Source organism: Caldisericum insulae (assembly GCF_047785965.1).
GTDB lineage: Bacteria > Caldisericota > Caldisericia > Caldisericales > Caldisericaceae > Caldisericum > Caldisericum exile_A.
Genome location: NZ_JBLOBF010000005.1, coordinates 70,348 through 91,415, shown reverse-complemented (window position 1 = coordinate 91,415; position 21,068 = coordinate 70,348). Strand labels below are relative to the sequence as shown.

20 protein-coding genes are annotated in these 21,068 nt (G+C 36.7%); 8 read left to right on the top strand and 12 right to left on the bottom strand.

From position 1 onward, the window contains the following. Positions 1–480: 480 nt before the first annotated feature. From ACMV0E_RS04805 to ACMV0E_RS04770, 8 genes are all read left to right on the top strand, one after another. Complete coding sequence (locus ACMV0E_RS04805; protein WP_416085239.1) at positions 481–684, top strand: hypothetical protein; 204 nt, start codon at positions 481–483, stop codon at positions 682–684. 882 nt (positions 685–1,566) lie between these two features. Continuing rightward, on the top strand, positions 1,567–3,759 hold the full coding sequence (locus ACMV0E_RS04800; RefSeq protein WP_416085238.1) for a VPS10 domain-containing protein: 2,193 nt from the start codon (positions 1,567–1,569) through the stop codon (positions 3,757–3,759). Continuing rightward, positions 3,741–4,004 (top strand): hypothetical protein, encoded by a 264-nt coding sequence (locus ACMV0E_RS04795; RefSeq protein ID WP_416085237.1) that lies wholly within the window; start codon positions 3,741–3,743, stop codon positions 4,002–4,004. The genes ACMV0E_RS04800 and ACMV0E_RS04795 overlap by 19 nt, the downstream gene beginning before the upstream one ends. Positions 4,005–4,350: 346 nt before the next feature. Next, positions 4,351–5,442 carry a hypothetical protein gene (locus ACMV0E_RS04790; RefSeq protein WP_416085236.1) on the top strand — a complete coding sequence of 364 codons (1,092 nt, stop codon included), beginning with the start codon at positions 4,351–4,353 and terminating at the stop codon, positions 5,440–5,442. Then, entirely contained in the window at positions 5,417–5,653 is a 237-nt protein-coding gene (locus tag ACMV0E_RS04785; RefSeq protein ID WP_416085235.1) for a hypothetical protein, read from the top strand. The genes ACMV0E_RS04790 and ACMV0E_RS04785 overlap by 26 nt, the downstream gene beginning before the upstream one ends. A 32-nt stretch (positions 5,654–5,685) precedes the next feature. Next, positions 5,686–5,847 carry a hypothetical protein gene (locus ACMV0E_RS04780; protein ID WP_416085234.1) on the top strand — a complete coding sequence of 54 codons (162 nt, stop codon included), beginning with the start codon at positions 5,686–5,688 and terminating at the stop codon, positions 5,845–5,847. Between the two features lie 68 nt (positions 5,848–5,915). Beyond that, a complete protein-coding gene (locus ACMV0E_RS04775; RefSeq protein ID WP_416085233.1) occupies positions 5,916–6,833 on the top strand; it encodes an ABC transporter ATP-binding protein in 918 nt (305 codons plus the stop codon). Continuing rightward, complete coding sequence (locus tag ACMV0E_RS04770) at positions 6,830–7,573, top strand: ABC transporter permease (protein ID WP_416085232.1); 744 nt, start codon at positions 6,830–6,832, stop codon at positions 7,571–7,573. Before ACMV0E_RS04775 ends, ACMV0E_RS04770 begins: the two co-directional genes overlap by 4 nt. Positions 7,574–7,932: 359 nt before the next feature. On the opposite strand, the gene ACMV0E_RS04765 is transcribed toward ACMV0E_RS04770, so the two are convergent. The 12 genes from ACMV0E_RS04765 to ACMV0E_RS04710 all read right to left on the bottom strand — a co-directional run bounded on the left by ACMV0E_RS04765 (position 7,933) and on the right by ACMV0E_RS04710 (position 20,387). Next, positions 7,933–8,094, bottom strand: coding sequence for a hypothetical protein (locus ACMV0E_RS04765; RefSeq protein WP_416085231.1), 162 nt, complete (start codon positions 8,092–8,094; stop codon positions 7,933–7,935). A gap of 335 nt (positions 8,095–8,429) precedes the next feature. Then, positions 8,430–8,915 carry a hypothetical protein gene (locus tag ACMV0E_RS04760; RefSeq protein WP_416085230.1) on the bottom strand — a complete coding sequence of 162 codons (486 nt, stop codon included), beginning with the start codon at positions 8,913–8,915 and terminating at the stop codon, positions 8,430–8,432. 188 nt (positions 8,916–9,103) lie between these two features. Then, the gene (buk, locus tag ACMV0E_RS04755; protein ID WP_416085229.1) at positions 9,104–10,168 is read right to left on the bottom strand and encodes a butyrate kinase; all 1,065 of its coding nucleotides are present in this window, start codon (positions 10,166–10,168) and stop codon (positions 9,104–9,106) included. Between the two features lie 76 nt (positions 10,169–10,244). Beyond that, a complete protein-coding gene (locus tag ACMV0E_RS04750; protein ID WP_416085228.1) occupies positions 10,245–10,745 on the bottom strand; it encodes a hypothetical protein in 501 nt (166 codons plus the stop codon). Positions 10,746–11,501: 756 nt separating this feature from the next. Continuing rightward, positions 11,502–12,866 (bottom strand): 8-oxoguanine deaminase, encoded by a 1,365-nt coding sequence (locus ACMV0E_RS04745; protein WP_416085227.1) that lies wholly within the window; start codon positions 12,864–12,866, stop codon positions 11,502–11,504. Further along, positions 12,850–15,138 carry a xanthine dehydrogenase family protein molybdopterin-binding subunit gene (locus ACMV0E_RS04740; protein ID WP_416085226.1) on the bottom strand — a complete coding sequence of 763 codons (2,289 nt, stop codon included), beginning with the start codon at positions 15,136–15,138 and terminating at the stop codon, positions 12,850–12,852. Before ACMV0E_RS04740 ends, ACMV0E_RS04745 begins: the two co-directional genes overlap by 17 nt. A gap of 3 nt (positions 15,139–15,141) precedes the next feature. Next, on the bottom strand, positions 15,142–16,017 hold the full coding sequence (locus tag ACMV0E_RS04735; RefSeq protein ID WP_416085225.1) for an FAD binding domain-containing protein: 876 nt from the start codon (positions 16,015–16,017) through the stop codon (positions 15,142–15,144). Beyond that, entirely contained in the window at positions 16,004–16,828 is an 825-nt protein-coding gene (locus tag ACMV0E_RS04730) for an XdhC family protein (protein WP_416085224.1), read from the bottom strand. Before ACMV0E_RS04730 ends, ACMV0E_RS04735 begins: the two co-directional genes overlap by 14 nt. After that, positions 16,821–17,426, bottom strand: coding sequence for a nucleotidyltransferase family protein (locus ACMV0E_RS04725; RefSeq protein ID WP_416085223.1), 606 nt, complete (start codon positions 17,424–17,426; stop codon positions 16,821–16,823). The genes ACMV0E_RS04730 and ACMV0E_RS04725 overlap by 8 nt, the downstream gene beginning before the upstream one ends. Continuing rightward, positions 17,419–17,892: a (2Fe-2S)-binding protein gene (locus ACMV0E_RS04720; RefSeq protein WP_416085222.1), complete on the bottom strand. Its 474-nt coding sequence runs from the start codon at positions 17,890–17,892 to the stop codon at positions 17,419–17,421. The genes ACMV0E_RS04725 and ACMV0E_RS04720 overlap by 8 nt, the downstream gene beginning before the upstream one ends. Before the next feature lie 4 nt (positions 17,893–17,896). Then, positions 17,897–19,132 carry an NAD-dependent dihydropyrimidine dehydrogenase subunit PreA gene (gene preA, locus ACMV0E_RS04715; protein WP_416085221.1) on the bottom strand — a complete coding sequence of 412 codons (1,236 nt, stop codon included), beginning with the start codon at positions 19,130–19,132 and terminating at the stop codon, positions 17,897–17,899. Further along, positions 19,125–20,387, bottom strand: coding sequence for an FAD-dependent oxidoreductase (locus tag ACMV0E_RS04710; RefSeq protein ID WP_416085220.1), 1,263 nt, complete (start codon positions 20,385–20,387; stop codon positions 19,125–19,127). Before ACMV0E_RS04710 ends, preA begins: the two co-directional genes overlap by 8 nt. Between the last annotated feature and the right edge of the window lie 681 nt (positions 20,388–21,068).

Here is a 21,068-nt window from a genome sequence, read left to right as displayed (position 1 = left end):
ATTACAAGGTGACAATATGATAAACAAAAATAAAAAATCCAAACAGGAAGAACGCGTATGAGATACAGATAGATAGTATTGAGAAAACATCAGTTACACTATCCGACAGATCAGGTCCTGTGCTGTTTGCAAGGTACCTTTCGAAGATAGGGATATACTCTCTCACAAACAAATACTTTGGGAGTATGAGAAAAAGAAGGAAAGGAATACCAATTGAAAACACATTCAAGCAGCTTTTCTGTTCCCTCGTGAGATGGCATCATTCCATTTAACACATTTTGACGACATGGCGAAGGATAGAGGATATGTAGAAACAATAGAAAACAGTGTTATGGGGATGTTGAGTTTCCACAGTGCAAAGAGGTTCTTCAAGTCATTTTCTCCTGCAAGATTATGGAAGTCTAGAAAACTTCTTCAAGACCTGTTCATATGGAGATTAAATATGGAGAAACCTGATATTGTTATCCAAGGCGATGCACTATGGTGATGGATAATAATGATGCAAAGATACGAGAAGGTGTTTCACCGACGTACAAAGGAGTAAAAGGGTTTCAGCCGCTACAGGTCTATTGGAATGGATATCTCATTGATGCTGTTTTTAGGGGAGGAAAATCCATAAACCATTCTGATACAGTGAGAAATTCAATAACTATATTGAAAAAGAAAATATATGGGAGTTTGTAGACTTCATTGACAAAAGAAAAAGTTGAGATAAAGGAAGGTATGCTATATACCTCAAGTCCTTCGTAAACGATGAAGGAGAAACAGTACTTCCCAACGCATCGGAGGAAGACAGGATAATCTATACAAATCTTGGTATTGACGAAGAACTCAATGATATCTTCATTAAAGTTAGGAAAGGAAGAATACTTTATGGGAAAACAATCATTGAATCATACCATGATAGAGGTAATGATGAACTTATTAACAGGGCATTGAAAGAGTTTGGGACAGAAGAGATGCCTTTCAAAAGATTTCTTCCCAATGCAACATTCTTATTCTTCTGTAACCTGCAATCTTTATGAGCAGGTTCCTATTCAATAGTCAAGTCAAACTTTCTCTATGAGTCATGTAAAAGAGATATAGCAAAGGGTATCATTGATAGAAAGAGTTATCCTACAACAGTGAGGAGAAAGCTCATCGATCTTGTCAGGGAAACTTATCCATACAGGAAGAAGAATCATTCTCAAAGTCTCTCAGTATATTTGTGAGGGGCTGAACATTCCGTTACTTTGGGAAAGACGTAATAATCCACCTGTTATTGCATAGAGACAGGTTAATCAATTTCTCTAATTCTCTTCCTTAGATAAAAGGATAGGGTAACTATGCTTAGAATTTATAAAATACAGTAAAACTATCCAGATTATTCATGATATTGCGCACATTCACACTACTTTAAATAGAACAAAATGTATTCGAATGAAAAGAGCTATGAATACAAAGAAATAAAAGACAGAAAATAATATAGTCAAAAAACTTGCAAATTTTTCAAAAAAGTATTAGCATTTTTTAGAGTGATAAAAAATCGATCAATTTAGGAAAAAGTTATATTAGGAGGAGGTATTTATGAGTAAAAAGATTTTAGTTGTAATAATTGTTGCACTTGTGTTCTTTACAGGGTGCGGTGTTTCACAAAATCGAAATAGTGGCACAAATTTAAGCAACCCTCAAACTAAACTTGTCCATATTGATTCAGAGCCAGAAGGTGCAACTGTGTATATTGATAACATGGAGCCAATTACAACGCCTGTCGATGTTGAACTTACTATTGGAACGCACTATATTAAGTTTAGAAAAGCTGGTTATCTTGATGTTGAGATGAAGGATGCAGAAGTGAAAGATAACACTGACACCGTCTCTGTTGTCCTTGAAAAACCCCTAAGCAAAGAAGAAGGTTTATTATTTGCGGCGACAGGTCCAATACTATTTAATACAGTTCCACATTTTGCCTGTTGTTCAGCAGGTGTAATTTCCTATTCCAACATATTCTATGGAGGCACTTATACAGTAAGTGGGATAACAATTTTGGATTCGTTCGACATAGTATTTCCATCCAAAAAGAAAATACATTTCGAGACAACGAAAGGAGACTATGCCAGGATTTTTCCTCCTGACATTTATGGAAATTTAGATCCCAGTAAATTATCAGGTAGAATTAAAGAATTTTCTAAGATTGTTGAATTTAACGAATTGGGTGTGTATAGAATTGTTTCAAATGGAAAAGAAATATACACCTTTGAAGTTGACTATAAGCCCACAATCGTTTCACCTACACCGAAATTAGACGATATTTTCAAGAATGCATACAAAAATGCAATTGCAGTGCCTGTTAATGGTGAGGTAGAGGCAAAGGTACTTATCACTGATGCAAAAGGCACGCCAATTCTAAATACTTTTCTTGGAGTTTATGGATTGAAAACCAATAAAAATGGCAACATAAACTTCAAACCAAAGGTTGTAAGAACGGGGTGTCCTTACTGTTATAAAATTTATGTGAATGGACAAGAAGCGCAGTTAAGAATTTATGGGGACCTACTCGTTTGGGGATATGACTATGCCAAGTATTCAAGGGATGGAAAGCTCCTTGAGGCAACTACAAAGGGAGCAAATGTTACCATTCAATCTTCAATGCTGCCAACATTCAAAGACAATGTTAGGATAATTTATGACGGTAATCAAGTGTTTATGCCATACGACTCAATTGGAATTACACTTAACGAACTATGCTCAAGTAATAGGTCCTTGGAAAGCATTGGATATTTCATCGCTCCTTCATATAAAAATCCATCTGTCATTTACACCGGTAATTTCGTTTCAACGAATTATGGAAATCACTTTGAAAAAATGAGCGAGACACTTGATACAATCGCAATACATCCAGAGAATCCTGCTATCATTTTGGGATGGAGTAGGAAAAAGCCACAATACATTCTTATGTCAAAGGATTTTGGAGCGCACTTTGAAAATATATCGAACGTAAATATTGACCTAACGAATAATTTTGTTGAGCAAATAGCAATTGACCCAAAGAATCCTCGCCGTGTTTATCTTGCAACATGGAAGGGTGTCTTTGTATCTAATGATTTTGGAAAGAGCTTTAAACTTCTTACAAACGATTTCGGTTTTGTTAAAACTATTGCTATTAGTGAGAGTAACCCAAATCTAATTTTGTTAGGAACTGAAAAAGGTATCGTAAGGTCGGCTGATGGCGGCAGAACGTTTAAAATTGTTAAGGAAAATTACGACAACACCTTCAAGAGCATAGTTTTTGCAAATCCTGACAACCCTAAAGTCATCTTTGCAGGCAATGATCAGGGACTTATTGTTTCTTATGATGAAGGTAAAACCTGGCAATTCCTTCACAATTTTGACATCGATGGTAGTCAAAGTGTAGCAGTTTATCCAAACGGGAATGACTATACAATTTTTGTTACATCATTTAGAGACGGATTATACAAGTCAACTGATTCCGGAAAAACTTTTGCAAAAGTTGATTTTCCTGTTGGAAGTGTCACAAGCGTTGCCTTTGACTCTAAGGGTACTCTATATGTTCTTAATGATGGCTTTCTTTTTAAGCTGATCAAAGAGAACGCCTTCAAACTTCTCGACCCTGATACTTTCCTTAAAGGATTTGTCAATTTTAAAGTCGATAACGATGAATTATATATCGATGTAACCTCAATAAAAAGAGACCTTTATACAGTGAAAGTAAGCGATAAATACATTGAGTTTTATAAACAATGCGATATGCTACCATAGGAGGTAGAGATAAAAAAGTTTTTAATCCTAATTTCACTTCTCTTATTTTGCTAAGCACCTTTGGCTGCAAGAATGAAACAACAGGTAGTGGAAAGCTGACCGTTAAGGTTATCTCACCAAATGTTGAGACACAAGTTGAATATTCAACACAACCTGAGAAAGGAATTGTCACTTACAAGCCAATCAAACTGAATATTTTTGGAGGACTTATTACAACATTCTGTTTTAGTTGCAAGATGTTTTAGTTGCAAGAGCCCTCAAAGGATTTATGTTGCACTCAAAGACAGCGAAATTTATAAATCAGAAAATCTCGGCGCAAAGTGGAAAAAATTGCAAAAATGAATCCAGAATTAGCCGACCCGTGTAATCCTTTTCAAATCCTTTTAGTATAAACTCAATTGTGGAAGCGCTAAACGGGAAAATTATCTACATTATTACAACCGAAATAGTTTTTAAACTAACCTGAGCGATTCTCCAAATTTTTCATATATAGTTAAAAAACTTGCAATTTTTTCAAAAAAGTATTAACATTTTTTAGAGTGATAAAAAATCGATCAATTTAGGAAAAAGTTATATTAGGAGGAGGTATTTATGAGTAAAAAGATTTTAATTGCAGGGGTTGTTGTAATCCTGGTTGCTTTGATTATAGGTTTGGTTTTATTAGTGCCTAAAACGTTTAGCCATGTTACAAGTGTTGAAAAGGCTGAAATTACAAATCTTGTTGAAGGGTTTGGGAAAACGCTTTCAAAGGTTGATATGGTTGCACTTTCAGACATTGTGTCCCAAAACATAAAGGAACTTTATTCTCCATTTTTAACAAACAATTTGCTTTCAAAATGGACTTTCGAGCCCTCTAAAGCACTGGGAAGAGTTTGCTCAAGCCCGTGGCCTGATAGAATAGAAATTACTTCGATGAACAAGTTAGATAAGTTCACTGTGAAAGTAAAAGGCTATGTTGTGTGGGTTACAAGTGGTGGAAACGGTACCCTTGAAGTTTCAGAAAAAGTACCTGTGGTTCTTATTGTGAAGAAAGATCCTTCAACTCAGAAGTTCAAAATAGACAATGCTTATTCTAATGAATTTGCCTTTTATGATGGAAAGACTCTTCTTAATACTCTTAACGATGCGTTCAGTGATATCGGTGTTAGAAATGAGCCTTATGTCCAAAGGGTTATGTATCTTACGGGAGGGACTTCTCCTGAACCTGTTGCAATTGTTGATATGGGCACAGGTGGTGCGTATACGGAGTATTATACGTTATGCAAATCTTTGAACGGACACCTCGAGCTTGTAAATTTTAAAGACAAAGATGGAAAAATTGCTCCATTGTTTTTTTGTGACGGTGCCTCAATAAAGCATGAAGCAAGACTTCAGTTTAAAGCCGATTCTTCTTCAAACCTTGTGGTATATCAGTCAGTAATTGATAAAGATGACGCAGGAAAAGTTACTAATATTGAAGTTGATGCGTATGTGTGGAACGACAAAACAAAGATGTTTGAATATAGCAATGAACTTTCAGAGAGTATTAAAAAAGATTTGCAGAAGAAACTTGCATCAGAAGTAATAAGTCTTTCTTCCTTAAAGTATAAAGAAATCAAAAATGAATTTCCTGCAATTAGGGCAGTTGCAGTCTATGAAGATGAAATTGCGTTTTCCTGTGGAACTCAAAAAAAATGCTATTAACAACCCATCAGGCACAATTAAATACATATCTCTTTACAACATTAGTACAGGTAAAATAGACTATACAATCGAAATTAAAAAAGACTGGATAAATATTGATAAAATTGAAATGAATGATAATTGGATTCTTTTTAAAGCAGTTGAAAACCCCGTAGGTGTACCTGCCGAGTGCTTTGCAATAAATAAAAGACTCATAAACTTGAAACTGTAATTCCAACTAATTTTGATGGGAAGTATGTTATTGTGAATGATATAGCACTTATCGGAAGTGATGCATTTGTCTCTCTTAATGTCTTTGAAAAGAAAGGAACCCCAGAAGAAGCTTTTTGGACAGGTAAAAACCCTGGTGAAAAACTTATAAAGGTAAACTTGCATTTTTTTCAAAAAAGCGTTAACATCTCTTAGAGTGATAGGGCGATGAAAAATTGCTCAATTCGGGAAATAATAAATAAGTGTTTTTAAGGAGGCAATTTATGGAAGCCATTGCTGTGCAAAATCTCACTAAGGATTACGGGACTCTACGTGCCGTTGACGGAATTAGTTTTGATATTAACGAAGGAGAAATCTTTGGAATGGTTGGACCAAACGGTGCAGGTAAGACAACGACAATTGAGTGTATTGAAGGCTTAAGGAAACCAGACGGAGGAACGATAAGCGTACTCGGGCTTGAGCCTTACAAAGAGCGAGAAAAACTCTATGAGCTTATTGGTGTTCAACTTCAAGAAACTTCTTACGACCCAAAGATTAAAGTATGGGAAATCTGCAATCTCTTCTCTTCGTTCTATAGTAACCCTCTTCCTTACTCAGAGCTTCTGGACAAATTTGAACTTACAGAAAAGAGAAACTCTTATGTTTCAAGACTCTCCGGTGGACAGAAGCAAAAGCTTTCAATTATCCTTGCGCTCGTTTCGAACCCGAAAATTGTGTTCCTTGATGAGCTTACCACAGGGCTTGACCCGCAGGCAAGGCACTCAATGTGGGAATTAATTAAAGGGTTGAGAGACGAAGGAAGAACGGTATTTTTAACGACTCACTATATGGAGGAAGCAGAATATCTTTGTGATAGAGTTGCAATTATGGATCACGGTAAGATTGTAGCGCTTGATACTCCCCGTAATCTTATAGAATCCAGTGGAATTGAGGAAAGAATTATCTTTGAGGGAGATGTATCTAATATTGAAGAATTAAAGAGCATTAAAGGTGTTCTAGATGTTCTAAGAAACCAAAGTGAAATTATTGTTTATGGGAAAGGTAGAGACTTCTTGCAAAACGTAGTAAGCTATCTGCAGGCTAAAGGAACGAATTATAAGAATTTGCAAACAAAAACTCCAAACCTTGAGGATGTTTTTCTGAAATTGACAGGCCGTAAGTATGAGGGGGATAAAGCATGAAAGCGCTATTTGAATTGACAAAAGTCCAATTCAAACTTACTTTGAGGAATTTTGTCGTGGCTTTCTTTTCTTTTGCGTTTCCTGTGTTTATGCTTCTCATGTTTGGTGGTATATATGGGAATAAGCCTACTCCGTTCTACGGAGGTCACGGCACTGTCGATGTAATGGTGCCGTCATATGTTGGAATGATCATAGCAGTAACAGGGTTAATGAATCTACCTTTAACAATTGCGGAATACAGAGATAGAAAAATCCTGAAAAGGTTTATGGCTACACCTCTGAAGCCTTATTATATAATTGTCTCTCAAGTTATGGTAAATTTTGTTACCACGCTCATAGGACTTTTGCTACTTGTCATTACAGGCAAACTTGTTTTTAACCTTCATTATTTGGCTACAGGACCTTCATTCATTTTAGCGTTTCTTCTTTCCATATTCAGCATCTTTTCTTTTGGTTTTCTCATAGCAAGTATCGCTCCAAATGCACTGGCTGCAACTGCCATTGCAAACTTGGTATACTTTCCAATGCTTTTCCTTAGTGGCGCGACGATCCCCTTTGAGGTTATGCCAAAGATTATGATCTCAATCTCAAAAATTGTACCTCTTACCTATGTGGTGGATTTGCTTAAAAATACCTGGCTTGGAAGCAATTTATCTAACTGTACAAGAGATATTATAGTGCTTTTTATTATCCTTATTGTGTCATTCTTTATATCAGCTTTAACATTTAAGTGGGAATAGTAGTAAATAGGGGAGGTTTGCTATGGGAATGCGAAGTCTTGAACAAGTTACAATACATTTGAGGCTTGTCTCCAAATTTTTCGTGTCGATTTTCGTACAATATATGGAGATAATATTAAGAGAGTATGAGTAAGAGTGAAGGATAGATCGTGTGTATAGATTAAAGCAATGAGAAGTCCTCATTAGCTTGCATCAAAGACAGATCGCCCTTCCAAAGTTTGTATATAGAGAAACGGAAGAATTATCTCCCAGTACCCAAAGCTTCTTTTATTTTCTCTGAATAGACTATTTTCGTTTTTCGTCGTTTTGCATCGCTGTAAGTTTTGCTGTCTTTGTATTTGCTTTCTATCTTTTTGTTATCAGCTACTTTCCCAATTTGGAAGCATACTTAAATATAGGCAAATTGTTTTTCGTGGTTTTGAGAGTCTCCATTCTCTCGGCACCATCAATAAAGACGACAAAGATGAGTCTGGAAGAGTGAACACAATTTCCAGACTTCCTGGATTTTCAACTACAGTCATCTATGCACCTCCAAGTGTTAGATTTTTTGATCGGAGAGACGGATCTCAGATTATGACGCTAACTCCACCACTCATATATAAATATGCACAAGGGGCGAAAGATTCTTGCGGGGAAGTAAGGTAAAATCACTGAAAAAGAGTGTGATTAGAAAAGAGTAAATGCGACAAAAAGATTTTTTGCGAAAAATTTGAGTAAAAAGCGGAAATAAGTTAGAAGATTTTTATTAAATGATTTGAATTTTTTAGAATAGGTTTTTCTGTGGGGCAATTTATCAATGTTACGATTTTTTTCAAAAAGTACTAAAATTTCATAGAGTGATAAAAAATCGCTCAATTTAGGTAGGAATAACCTGAGTTGTCTCTTCTTCAGTCCACTCTGAGTCTCTTATTATCAAGATAGGACCAGTTTCAGCAATCTCATCACCACTTGCACCAAATTTGTAACCAGTCCATTTATCCTCTATTACCTTATAGCCGTTCCACGTCAAAGGCAAGTAAAAATTAAAACCATACTCATTATTTGTGTATTTAAGAATTCTGAAGCATTCCTTAAATAGGCTGTTACTCATTTCAAGAATCTTAGAAATATTTACATCCCCTTTATATCCTTTAAGAGTCGAAGATATACCACCTTCTGCAGTTACCGTGATCATCCAGGTACAAAATCCCTGTTCTAAATCTTGTTTGCTCCAATCCACATAGGGTCCAAAAATAGGTAGTTCAAGTTTGTCGCGCATTGCATAAAGGGGATTTCCATATCCTACAAATATAACTGGATAAAATTTTTGTGGAAATTCATTAATCCAACCTTCTGGAAGCATATCTATTGCATCTTTATCAATCCAGATAGGGATAATATACCTACTTGTAATGGTTAAAAGCGATTCAAAATCATTTACCTTAAGAATCTCGGGATACGCTTTTAAATCATTATCGCTTAATACCCCACCGTTTTTAGGTGAAATATGAACATATTAGATACAAAATGTGTCGAAAAAGTTCCCTTCGTTTATTCATAAGTTTTTGCTTCTTCTTCACCCCTTAAAACCCGAAGGGCACCTTCCATAAGGGCTTTCATCTCAAACTCACCAGCGACGGTATAAACTGGCGCAATAAACTTTACATACTCTTTTATGTCGTTTACAAGTTTTTCTGACTTTGCCATACCACCTGTAAGAATTACCCCGTCAACTTCACCCTTAAGAACAACTGCCATTATACCAATCCACTTTGAAATCTGTAGCACCATTGCATCATATACAAGTTTTGCGTATTCATCACCTTGCTCAATTCTCGATAAAACTTCTTTTAAGGAATTTGTGCCGAGGTGTGACACAAATCCACCGTTTCCTGCAAGCATCTTAAGAATTTCTTCTTTAGTGTAATTTCCTGAAAAGCACATCTCAACAACAGAAACATTTGGCAAATCACCTGCGCGCTCTGGAGAAAACGGACCATCTCCATTTAAGGCGTTATTAACATCAATGATCCGCCCTTTTCTGTGTGCTGCAACGGAAATCCCGCCACCAAGATGCGCAACCACAAAATTACACTCCTCATACTTCTTACCTAAGGATTTTGCAACTTCTCTTGAAACTGCCTTTTGATTCAAAGGATGATCTTTCGCCTGTCTAAAAATCCCCTTAAGCCCTGTAATTTTATTTACCATCTCCATCTCATCCACTACAACCGGGTCAACAATAAAGGCAGGGATATTGTATTGCCTCGCAAGTTCATATGCAATCGGTGCTCCAAGATTTGATGGATGTGCTCCATACTTAAGAGAAAGCATATCCTGGACCATTTTTTCATTTACTATGTAAGTGCCAGAGGGAACTGGGTGAATATTCCCACCTCTTGCGGAGATACAGGCAAATTCACTTAGGTCAAATCCTGCCTCTTTAAGAGCTTTAAGGATTGTTTCTTTTCTAAATTCAAGCTGATCTGAAATCTTTTTAAATGGTGCAAGTTCTTCTTTCGAGTGTTCAATTGATTTTGAAAACAACTCTTTATCCATATCATAAACTGCTATTTTTGTAGAAGTTGAGCCAGGATTTATAACTAAAATTTTCACAAAAATCCTCCTTATCTTATGCTTTTAAATAATTTTACAAAAAAGCTTCAAAAAAACAAGGAAAAAATTCAAAATTCTACTTTTCAAAACTTTCAATTAAAACATACCAATCTTCAAATGGATAATACCTTCGATAAAGTGGATATATGGTAAATTCATAAATTTCCTTAGGTTTAATTTCCGCTCCTCTATCGCCCATCACCTTTACTGCATGATAAAAAGGTCCTGACATTGACTGCTTTTCAAGATAGATAATTGTATTAACTACATAAGGTTCATTAATATAACCTCTAATGTGAAGAGGTTGAGGAAGTGCATATTCTTCTATTCTCATATTTTGATACTTCTTTAAATCTTCGTAAAGTTTCGAAAGGTGGGCTTCTACTTGAGCCTTATTTTGAAGATCTGGTAGCACAAGATAATTTTCAAGTCTCCCGATATCAAGTTTTATGCCTGTAATAGTTGCCTCAACACAACCCTCCTTCAATTTTTCAGTATAGTTTCCTTTTGGTTTAGTGCATCCCAAAGCCACCACAAAGACTGAAAGAATCAAGGTTAATATGATTTTCTCCCTCACACCCATCACCTCCAACTTATTAGATATCTTAAAATCGGGAAATGTTCCCAAAGATTATTATGTTTCAGAGGTGAAAAATGAAAATAAAGGATGCCGTTTTATTATAAATGGTGGGTCAAGTGCAACAATCTTACCTTTATTTATTATTTCAATCCTGTCAAAAAGTCTTCTGATTCCGCCATGTAACGAGTTGTAAGGAGGACGGTACTATTTGGCTTTTATCTTACCCATTCTGAGACGATCTTTCTTATGGTACGTGCCGCTTCAACATCGAGCCCAATGGTTCACACATCTAAAAACAAAGTCTTTGGTTCTGTTATAAGTCCCCAAACAAGGTTTATCTTTTGCATCATACCAGTTTAAAATATGTTTAAAAGTGAATCTTTCGAGTCCCACATATCTACAAGTTTAAGGTAGTTGCTCAATCTTCTTATTTACTTCATCCGTCGGAATGCCTTAGAATTGAGAAAACATCAAAAGATGCACCGTTTGGATCTAAAAAACCGAAAATTTCGCCGTAATTTACCTCAAAATAAGATGCCGTGAAGTGCAAAAAACTTCCCTTCACCTTTTTAAACACTCTTGTTAAATGCTCAACAACAATCGCTTTATCAATCTTATTAATCCTTCAAGATACAAGATATTTAACGCTCGAATTTGTTAATAAAATATCAAGTTTTGTCATAAGAAATTTGTATAATATCGAAACAAATTAAAAAGGGGGCTTAATGCCCCCAAATTTAAATATTCTTTCTTTTATTCCATTGACAATAACTTTTTTGAAATCTCGTTTTGTTTTTGTATGTATGTTTCCTCATCAATGTGAACAAAATGCCCATCTTCAATAACTACATTTCCATTTATCATTGAAAAATCAACACCTTTTGCATCACAAAAGACAAGCGCACCAAAAGGATCAGATAACCCACCTGCAAATTCAAGGCGGTCATCAAGTTTAAACCCTATGATGTCGGCAGCCTTACCTACTTCAATTGAACCAATTTCTTTTTCCATTCTGAACACAGATGCACCACCTAAGGTTGCCAATTTGAGAGCCTCTCTTGCAGTTAATGCACTTTCACCAAAGGCAACTCTCTGAAGAAGCATTGCATTTCTTATTTCAAGTAGGAAATTTCCAGTATCATTTGAGGAACTTCCATCAACTGCAAGCCCAATACGCATATTTGTATTTTTCATCTTAAAAACAGGCGAAATGCCAGAGCCAAGACGCATATTTGATGTGGGACAGTGTGCCATTCCAACACGGGCATCGGAAAGTTTCTTAATGTCAGCATCTGTTAAATGCACAAGATGGGCAAACCATACTCTATCTGAAAGCCATCCTAACTCTTCCATATAGTCAACAGGGCGTTTCCCAAATTTTTCAAGGCAAAATTCATCTTCATCTTTTGTTTCTGCAAGATGGGTGTGGAGAAGCAGGTCGTGTTTTTCTGCAAACTCTCTTGTAAGAATCATTAGCTCTTTTGTAACAGAAAAAGGAGAACATGGTGCAAGAGCAACTCTACTCATGGAAAATGGTTTTGGGTCATGATAGAGTTTTATAACCCTTTCATAGTCCTTTAAAATTTCTTCTTCTGTTTGCACAACAGAATCAGGAGGAAGACCTCCATCCTTTTTAGATAGAGACATGCTTCCCCTTGTTCCATAAAATCTTACGCCTGTTAATTTTGCACCCTCAACTTCTGCATCATAGAGATTTGGATGTCCTTTTGGAAATAAATATAGATGATCGGTTGTTGTCGTAACACCTGATTTCATCATCTCAAGAATTGCAACAATTGATGATACATATACCGCTTCCTCGTCAATATACTTCCAACGCTCATAGAGATAAACAAGCCAATCAAAGAGTTTTGCATCTTGCACAGCAGGAACCGCCCTAAAAAGAGATTGATAAAAGTGGTGGTGCGTATTTACAAACCCAGGAAGCATAACCATCCCTTTTGCATCAATTACTTTATCAAATGCATCCTGAGGAGGTTCGTTAACCCCAATTGCCTTTATGATGTTATCTTCAATCTCGATCCACGCATTCTTTAATTCTCTTCCGTTATTATCAAAGGTTGCAAGTGCATCGATATTCTTAATCAATGTCCTCATTTTGGCTCTCCTTAATTGCAAAGTAGACAACTTCTGGAGTTGCAGGAATTCTAAAGATTCTTGCACCTGTTGCATCATAAATCGCATTAGTTATTGCGGGTGCTGTTGCAACCATTACAGTTTCAGCAATACCTTTGGATCTAAATGGACCAGTGTCCTCTGGGTTTATAACCGGAATTGCCTCAATTCGTTTGGGAACATCCTTAATCGTTGGAATAATATATGTTGAGAAGTTAGGATTCTTTACAATACCATTTTCAATAATAGTGTGTTCCATAAGACCATAACCCATACCCATCACAAAACCACCTTCAACCTGCGCTTCATAACCTTGTCTATTTATGATAACACCACCATCAACCGCCTCTGCACCTTCGATTACGGTTACTTCTCCTGTAAGTGTGTTAACTTCAACATAGGCTGCATGTGCTGAAAATGCAAATATATGGTGTGGAAGCCCGAAGGCACTTTCGAGCTTCATATCCGAAGTTGGGACAAGGAAATACCCCTCAGTTTCAGGAAGATTTCCGCTCTCTTTAAAAGTATGAGCAAGTTCTTCATAGGATATTTTGTTTCCAGTTTCTTTGTCTACAACATATCCAAAATCAAAATCAAGTCTTTCTGGGTCTACTTTTAGTAATTCGGCTGCTTTTTCCTTCAGAATTTCCTTCATTTTATCTGCCGCAATAACGGCTGCCTTACCGCCTGTATAAACTCCACGTGAGGCGCTTGTTGGTCCTGAATCTGCTGCAAGGAAACTATCACCCAATACAACCTTTACTTTTTCAATCGGGACACGCATTGATTCTGCAACAATCTGTGCATAGGAAGTACCGATACCCTGTCCATAATCAACTGTTCCTATCCTTACAGTAAATCCACCATCCTCGTTCATGTTGAGTATTGCACCACCATAGTCAGGAATACCAACACCAAGCCCAGTCCCTTGATATGTTAGCGCCATCCCAACACCACGCTTAAGCCATGGTTTCGGCTGTACTTTTATTAAAGTATCTCTATTTTTCCAGATATAGGATTCTTTTAATGCATCAAGGACAAGTTCAGTTCCAACTGATGTTGTAAGAACATTACCAATAGAGGTTCTATCACCTTTTCTTAGCGCATTCTTTTTTCTAAGTTCAATTGGGTCAATGCCTAATTTTCGAGAGGCAATATCCATTATTGTTTCAATTGCAAATGCAGTTTGAGGTGCACCAAATCCACGGAACGCACCTGCAATACCGTTATTTGTAAATACTGCATAGCCATCTACATGGACATTATCAACTCGATATGGACCACAGGCATGCTCCACTGCCAAATTTAATACAGGACCACCTAATGAGGAATATGCACCTTTATCCTCAACAAGATATGCATCAACACCAAGAAGTGTTCCATCTTTCTTGAATGCTACTTTATAACGCATCTTGAAGGGATGTCTTTTCCAGTATGCAATAATTGATTCTTCTCTTGAAAGAGTAATTTTCACAGGGCGTTTTGCCTTTATCGCAAGAAGAGCAAGAATAGGTTGTATTGAAAGTTCGTCCTTACGACCAAAGGCTCCACCAACAGGATAGGAAACAACATGGATTTTCTTTGGATTCCAGTTGAGGCATCTTGCAAGCTGGAGTTGGTCTCTTTGGGGATATTGAGAGCCTACATAAACGTGTAAAATGCCATCTTCATCTACATAGGCTACGCCGCCTTCGGTTTCAAGAGGTGTATGATCTTGCCTTCCTGTAAAGAATGTTTCTTCAATTACTAAATCAGCCTCTTTAAAGGCAGTCTCTACATCTCCTCGGGTTATCTCGGTATGTAAATGTATGTTTCCCTCTTCGTGAATTTTTGGTGCATCCTCTTTCATTGCCTCTTCTGGATCATCTACAATAGGTAGAGGTTCGTACTCCACTTCAATGAGTTTTATTGCCTTTTCTGCAATATCCTCAGTTTCTGCTGCAACAGCTGCAACTGCATCACCAATATAACGCACCTTGTCCTTACAGAGCACAGGCATATCAGGAACAACAATACCAAAACCATTTACGCCAGGTACATCCTTATGTGTAATTACAGTAACAACCCCTGGAAGTGCTTCAGCCTTTGATGTATCTATTTTTAAAATCTTTGCATGTGGGTACTTAGCTCTCAAGATCTTTCCAAACACCATATTTGGGAGTTTAAGATCAGACATATATTTAATTTTTCCTGTTGCCTTTTCAAGTGCATCAATACGAGGTATTGGCTTTCCTATATATCTCATTTCTTCCATTTCTTACCTCCTAAACCCATTTAAAAAGAGGTCTGCAAGCCCTTCATATACAATGTTTATAGAGACATCACGCCTATATTCAAGAGAACCCCTTACATCAGTTATAGGAGAAACCTCTCTATAAACTAATCTTGAAATGTACATAATCTTGTCAAGAGAATCGAGAGTCTCGCTTAAAATGGCATTTTCAACAATCTTTGCTCTAACAACCGTTGGAGCAACAGCACCTAAGGCAACAAATGCCTTTGAGAATTTATTTGGTACGCTATCCTTAGTAAGCCTTACTGCAGCATTTACAACAGAAATTGCGGTACCCTTTCTTTGACCTACCTTTCTAAAGAAGCCGATGTCTTTTTCCTGCATCTTATCTAATTCAATACCGATAATGATCTCATTATCTTTAATTGCGGTTTTTCCTGGGCCAAGGAAAAAGTCTTCAATTGGCACAGATCTAACACCATCAACACTTTTTAGATGAAGTTTTGCAAGAAGGACAAAAAGCGCTGGGATTGAATCTCCCGCAGGAGAAGCATTCGCAACATTTCCCCCAATTGTTCCAATATTCCTTATTTGAGGCGAGCCAATGGATTTAACTGCATCATACAGAATTGGAGCCTTATCTTTAATCAAAGAATTCTCAAGAATTTCTGTGTGGGTTGTTCCTGCGCCAATATAAATCATGTCGCCTTTATCCTCTATCCCTTTTAACTCTTCTAACCTTGAAACATCAAGCAACATATCTTCGTTTACCTGATCCTGCTTCAGACGAACAACAAGGTCTGTCCCGCCTGCAATAACTCTAATACTGCCTTTTAATTCATTTTTAATTTGAAGTGCTTCTTCTAATGTTTTTGGAAAAAAATAATCAAGTTCTTTCATGTGCACTCCTTTCTGTTAAAACTTTATCTATATAGCCCTTTTTAAGGGCAATAATTTCGCCCAAAATTGCAATCGCAATCTCAAACGGAGTCTCAGAACCAATAGCAAGACCAACAGGTGCAAAGATCTTATCTAAAAATTCTTTTGACACTCCTAATTCCGTAGCCTTTTCAAAGCATTTATTTCTTCGATTGAGGCTTCCTATCATCCCTATATAAGTATATGACACATTCTTGTCATAAAGACCTTTTAGAATATAAGGGTCATTTTCGCCACCTGGAGTTAAGATAACAACCTCTGCACCATCACGAATGGGAAGTTCAGAAACTCTTTTATAAATTCCTTCACCATTGAAGATTGTTGTATTAGGGAAATTTTCTTCATTTGCAAAGTCAGGACGCTCATCAATAACCACAAAATCATACTCTTTTGAGACCTTAGCAACTTCGTAAAGTGCCTTTCCAAGATGTCCTGCTCCAAAGATCACCATTTGTCTTTTTGTGCCAACATATTCAAAGTACAATTCAACCTCCCCACCACAGACCATTCCCAAAGAAAGGGGATCGCCTTCTTTAAGGACATATTTTTTGTAGTAAGTACCTTTAGTTTTAAAAAGTTCTTTCGCAATTTCGATTGCATCTTTTTCAAGTGTGCCACCACCAACTGTCCCATAGAATGAGCCGTCTTTAAGGACAATCATCTTGAAGCCCTTTTTCCCTGCGGTTGATTCTTCTGCATTCACAACCACAACAAAAACAAATTCCGTACCCTTCTTTATAAGTTCTGCCATCTTTTCGTATACATTAATCATATGAGCCTCCCTCTAAAAATCGGAGAATTTTTTCATAATCCTCTTTTGTATCCATATCAATGGTAACTTCAATTGGCGCATCAACATAATCAACTTTTTCTTTGAATGAATCAAAAACTTCCTTTAAAGTTTCATACTTACCTGAAAGTATTGCATCTTTTACAAACTTTGGAAACAAAACCGGATGTCCACCTTTCTTGTTATAAGAGGGAATAACAATATGCTCAAAATCAAATTCATTAAGCAATCTTTTAATAATATCACTATTTATAAGAGGATTATCAACAAGCCCAAGAAGAACATTATCAAATGTAGCAGATTCAACGCCTTTTACAACCGAAGAAAACATTCCTTCTTCATATTTTTCGTTATAAACGACCTTTAATTTATCCGTTTGAAACAAACTTTTTATAATTGATTCAAGTTTTTGACCATTAAAGCCAACAACCACAATAAGTTCATCAATAGGAGTATCCAAGTACTCTTCAATGAGTTTTTCGATAACAAGTTTATTATTGAGGGAGAGAAGCGCTTTCATCTCCCCCATTCTTTCCGATTTTCCAGCAGATAATAGAACTCCTGAAATGTATTTATCCATTTAATTTTTCTGAAGCCTTTTTAACTGCATTAATGATCTTTATGTATCCAGTGCATCTACAGAGATTGCCAGAAAGCCCTTCTCGGATATCATCTTCTGTTGGATGAGGATTTTTAGAAAGAAGATCGTAGGCAGATACAACAAAACCGGGTGTGCAAAAACCACACTGAACGGCGCCTTCCTCGACAAACGCCTCCTGTATAGGATGGGGGTTTTCAAAAGTTCCAATTCCCTCAACTGTTATAACCTCTGCGCCATCAACCTTTGGGGCAAGAACAAGGCAAGAGTTGACAGTTCTTCCATTGAAAATTACAGTGCAAGCTCCACATTCTCCTTTTCCACATCCTCTTTTAGTACCAGTTAAATCAAGTTTTTCACGAATTATCTGAAGAAGTGTAAGGTTAGTCGGTACCGTAAGGTTATACTCCTTGCCATTTAATTTAAAATTAATACTTACCTCTTTCAAGTTTTCACCTTCTTTCTGCAAAGTAATGAACCTTTGAATCAAATTTTTCTCTCATCCTTATTGCATCAACAGGGCAAACCTGCATACACATTGCACAACCAGTACATTTGTCCTCATTCACTGTCGGCTTACGCAATTCTGAATCCCAAGAAATTGCCATATGTCCACCATCGTTACAGGCTGCAAAGCAAAGACCACAGCCAATGCATTTATCGTAGTTAATCTCTGATTTTGTTTCTGGTTTAACAAGATCTTCCTGGTTCTTTATGTTCTTCAATGCCTTGCCAACAATCTCCATTGGACTTGTGAATCCCATTTCCTTAAGATAGTGTTCAAGACCACTTCTAAGGTCTCTTATTGTTCTAAAGCCATAGTGCATTGGAAGCGTGCAGAATTGGACATTTGATGCACCAACTGCCATAAATTCAACGGCATCGCGCCAATTAAAAGCACCACCATTACCGGAAATTACAATATCCACATTCTTTGCGATTTCTGCAATTGTCCTTAAAGTTATAGGCTTAATTGCAGGACCAGACAAACCAGAATATGCACCCTCACCAAAAAGTGTTGGATATGGTTCAAATGTATAGATATCTACACCTGTAAGAGATGGAATTGTATTTGAAGCTGTAATACCATCTGCGCCACCTCTTTTAACTGCCTTTGCAACCTCCACAATATCGGTCACTTGTGGAGTTATTTTAATTAGAACTGGTGTTGTATCAGCTGCTTCCTTCACCCAACGCGTAACTTTTTCAGTTGCTTCAACGCTCTGCGCAAGCATCTTTCCAGGCTCTTCGCCCATACTTCCTTGAGGGCAACTAAAGGAACATTCAATGAGATCTGCACCTGCCTTCTTTAATCTCCATACAAGTGTTTGCCAATCTTCCTTTGATGCTCCCATAATAGATGCGGCAATCATTTTATTCGGAAATTTCTTTTTAAGGTATCGAACTCTTTCTTCAACTACATCAATATGATGATGTGAAATAAGGTCAATGTTTCCAAGCCCAACGACCTTCTTGCTCATTGGTCCAAAAGATGACATCATCGGATTTTTAAGCTCGACGGGGTTTCCTTCAACGGATGTTGTTTTAAGAATAACCCCAGCCCAACCTGCTTCAAGCCCTCTTTCTGCCATTTCAAGTTCATCAGTTGGAGGCGCAGCAGAAAGAATGAATGGCGAATCAAGATGAATGCCTAAAAAGTCAATTGATATATCGACTTTCTTAAACATTTTTCCCTCCTTCAATGTATTTTAAAATTGACTGTGCTGCCTTCTTACCATCCGAAACAGCTTCTACAATCGTCGAAGCACCTCTTACAATATCACCACCTGCAAATACTCCATGTTTAGAGGTTTCAAGATTTTCATTAACTTTAATTAGCCCATTATTTGTTTTTTCAAGTTCAGAGAATACATCAGATGGTTTCTGTCCTATTGCTATTACGATACTATCAAAAGGAATGAAGAAATCAGAATTTGGCACTTCTTCAAATGTACGCCTACCACTTGCATCTGGTTCACCAAGACGAGCTCTCCTTAAGACAAGTCCTTCAACTTTTTCAGTGCCCTTAATTTCAATCGGTATTGCGAGGAATTGGAATGCAACTCCCAGTTCAAGGGCTTCCTCAATTTCATCTTTAAAAGCTCTTAATTCCTTTAAGCCTCTACGATAAACAACTTCAACATCTCTTGATGGATCTTCTCTCTTTAATGCGGCAGCCACTTCCACTGCAACGTTTCCGCCACCTATTACACCAATCCTTTTTCCTAAGTTTGTTTTCATACCAGATTTTATAGTTTTTAGAAGCTTCCTTGCTGTATAAACACTTTGAATATTTACACCCTTTACATCAAGTTCAAGTTCCTCGGTCAAGCCTGTTCCTATAAATACAGCGTCAAATTCATTTCCAAGCTCATTTAGACTTGTAATCTTCTTGTCCCTTACTTCCGCATCAAACAACTCAAGGATCTGTTTCGCTTCGCCTCTTGAAATTTCATCGGAAAGTCGCTCTTTGGAAATTTCTTGCACTGGGATTCCACCAAGTTCTTTCTTCTCAAAGATGACAGATTTAATACCATATCTACGTAGTTCTCTTGCACAGGCAAGTCCTGCAGGACCACCGCCAATAATTGCAACCTTCTTTCCATTCAATGGCGGCAAATCAAGTTCAAGATCTTTTAGTTTTACATTGTCAGTTACAAATTTGTGAAGTTCTCTAATTTTGATTGGGGAATCAATCTTTGCTCTTGTGCAAACAGATTGGCAAAATTGCTCCTCAGGGCACACCTCTCCACAAACCTCAATTGATGGATTTGCAAGGCTCACAAGCTCTCTTGCACCTTTAATATTTCCACTTCTGATTGATTGGATAAACTCAGGCACGGGTACATGTGCAGGACATGCCTTTTCACATGGTGCATCATAGCAATAGAGACATCTTTCTGCTTCAATCAAAGCCTGTGTTTGATCGAGTTTCTTTTCCACTTTTTACCTCCTTTGATTTTTGTTCTCATAAATATATTATAATAATTCTCTGCTATTTTGTTAAAGAGAGTTAATAAAACTCATCTCACTTTGTTAAAAGTAATTGAGGATAATGTAAAAGAAGGGAGATTTTTGGACTGAATTAAAAAATCATCACTTATAAATTTCTTTCTCATTTACTTATCCTTTTAACACCGAAACAAAACCCTTTGTTTAAGAAAGCTTGCAATCCTCTCAGATCTTGAAGTTAAATCTCAACCATTAGCAAATAATTCAATTCAATCCATATTAAGGGCTTTTCAAATAATATTTTATCATCTTCAGTGGTGGTTTATTACTATTTTTTTTCACTGTTGCAATTAGTATTTATAGGCTTAACCATTAAAAAGGTTTACCATTTTAAAAATTTTACATAAGTTATTACTGCAATTTCGCTTCTTATTAAATTAACTGTGTTGTTGATGTTATTAATTCTTTAAAAGCTCCAATTAAAAAGAAAATTATTAAACATCAAATTCCTCAAGGTAGATTTGCAATAACTGGTTTTGCGCTTGTTTAGCCTCTTTCGAGAAATTTTTAAATTTAAAGTAGGATAAAAAACTGAAAAATTTGCAAGGTATTTTCCATTTTCGTTGCGCTATGAAGTTTCTTTTTGAAAAACCAACATCATTAGAAATAGAA

Excerpts from the sequence above, each read along its gene's own strand:
- ACMV0E_RS04760 (WP_416085230.1), bottom strand. The coding sequence starts at position 8,915 with ATGCTTCCAGAAGGTTGGATTAATGAATTTCCACAAAAATTTTATCCA.
- ACMV0E_RS04800 (WP_416085238.1), top strand. The coding sequence starts at position 1,567 with ATGAGTAAAAAGATTTTAGTTGTAATAATTGTTGCACTTGTGTTCTTT.
- ACMV0E_RS04725 (WP_416085223.1), bottom strand. The coding sequence starts at position 17,426 with ATGGATAAATACATTTCAGGAGTTCTATTATCTGCTGGAAAATCGGAA.
- ACMV0E_RS04795 (WP_416085237.1), top strand. The coding sequence starts at position 3,741 with ATGCGATATGCTACCATAGGAGGTAGAGATAAAAAAGTTTTTAATCCT.
- ACMV0E_RS04740 (WP_416085226.1), bottom strand. The coding sequence starts at position 15,138 with ATGGAAGAAATGAGATATATAGGAAAGCCAATACCTCGTATTGATGCA.
- ACMV0E_RS04770 (WP_416085232.1), top strand. The coding sequence starts at position 6,830 with ATGAAAGCGCTATTTGAATTGACAAAAGTCCAATTCAAACTTACTTTG.
- ACMV0E_RS04730 (WP_416085224.1), bottom strand. The coding sequence starts at position 16,828 with ATGATTAATGTATACGAAAAGATGGCAGAACTTATAAAGAAGGGTACG.
- ACMV0E_RS04765 (WP_416085231.1), bottom strand. The coding sequence starts at position 8,094 with ATGACTGTAGTTGAAAATCCAGGAAGTCTGGAAATTGTGTTCACTCTT.
- ACMV0E_RS04790 (WP_416085236.1), top strand. The coding sequence starts at position 4,351 with ATGAGTAAAAAGATTTTAATTGCAGGGGTTGTTGTAATCCTGGTTGCT.
- ACMV0E_RS04775 (WP_416085233.1), top strand. The coding sequence starts at position 5,916 with ATGGAAGCCATTGCTGTGCAAAATCTCACTAAGGATTACGGGACTCTA.
- ACMV0E_RS04735 (WP_416085225.1), bottom strand. The coding sequence starts at position 16,017 with ATGAAAGAACTTGATTATTTTTTTCCAAAAACATTAGAAGAAGCACTT.
- ACMV0E_RS04745 (WP_416085227.1), bottom strand. The coding sequence starts at position 12,866 with ATGAGGACATTGATTAAGAATATCGATGCACTTGCAACCTTTGATAAT.
- preA (WP_416085221.1), bottom strand. The coding sequence starts at position 19,132 with ATGTTTAAGAAAGTCGATATATCAATTGACTTTTTAGGCATTCATCTT.
- ACMV0E_RS04805 (WP_416085239.1), top strand. The coding sequence starts at position 481 with ATGGTGATGGATAATAATGATGCAAAGATACGAGAAGGTGTTTCACCG.